This is a genomic window from Pseudomonas sp. MONT-RG-20F-20-E-7-02, from assembly GCF_022662395.1.
Taxonomy (GTDB): Bacteria; Pseudomonadota; Gammaproteobacteria; order Pseudomonadales; family Pseudomonadaceae; genus Aquipseudomonas.
In genome coordinates this window covers 1-1,148 of record NZ_JAKNQN010000031.1, presented here as the reverse complement: position 1 = coordinate 1,148, position 1,148 = coordinate 1, and the positions used below count along the sequence as shown (strand labels likewise).

Below are 1,148 nucleotides of genomic sequence, written 5' to 3'. Positions count from 1 at the left end.
CCGACTGGTTTCCGCGACCAATGCCGTAGGCGAAAGCGAGGTTTATCGGTACGACGAGCAGCACGTCATTCTTGAGCGGCAACTGGCCGGTGGGGCGAGTTTCTTTTGGGCGTGGGAACGGGCTGGTAAGGCGGCGCGGTGTGTTCGGCATTGGGCCAGCTTTTCGCAGATGGATACGCGGTATGTGTGGGAGGACGGTGGCAGGGTCACGGTTCACAACGCTGATGGCAGCCAGGAAGTTTACGTCCATGACCAGCGCGCGCGGCTGGTGCAGCGGATTGATCCCGATGGTGCTGAGCACTTCAAATCCTACGACGACAAGGGCCGACTAACGGTCGAGCAGGATCCACTGGGCGCGGTGACGGCGTATCAGTATGACGATGCTGGACGCTTGGTGGCGCTGTTTCCGGGGGAGGATGAGCCGACATCCTACGAGCATGACAACGGGTTCGTACGGGTTGTGCGGCGCGGTGAGGCGGTTTGGACGTATGAGCGTAATGAACAGGGCGACGTTACGCGTCAGACAGATCCTGACGGCAACGTTACGGACTACACCTACAACAAACACGGGCAACTGGTTGGGGTTTGGTATCCGGATAGCGGTTGTCATCGGCTGGTCTGGAATGAGCGTGGGCAGCTCCTTGAAGAGCAACTGCCGAATGGCGGAGTTAAGCGGTATCGCTATGACGATGTTGGGCGACAGGTTGCGCGTGAGGATGAGCATGGGGCGCTGACCCAGTATCGGTGGGATGCAGCCGGGCGCTTGTTGAAACTCACCAAGCCCGATGGAGCGACCCAGGAATTCAGCTACAACCCCTACGGAAAAATCACCTCTGAACGTGATGAACTGGGCCACGTCACCCGCTACGAATACGCCGACGGCCTGCACCTGATCAGCCGCCGCCTCAACGCCGATGGCACCCAGGTTAACTACCGCTACGACAACACCCGGTTGCTACTGACCGAGATCGAAAATGAAGTCGGCGAAACCTACCGGCTGGATTACCACCCCAACGGCCTGATCCAGCAGGAAATCGGTTTTGATGGCCAGCGTACGGCCTACGTCTACGACCTCAACGGCAACCTGCTGGAAAAGACCGAACACGGCGACGATGGCAGTCAGCTCATTACCCGCTACGAGCGAGACC

Annotated in this window: 1 pseudogene; it reads left to right on the top strand. The window is 59.1% G+C overall.

Annotated features, from left to right (window positions below):
- Positions 1-1,148 (top strand): annotated as a pseudogene (locus L8I05_RS29390) (type IV secretion protein Rhs); the annotation flags it as partial.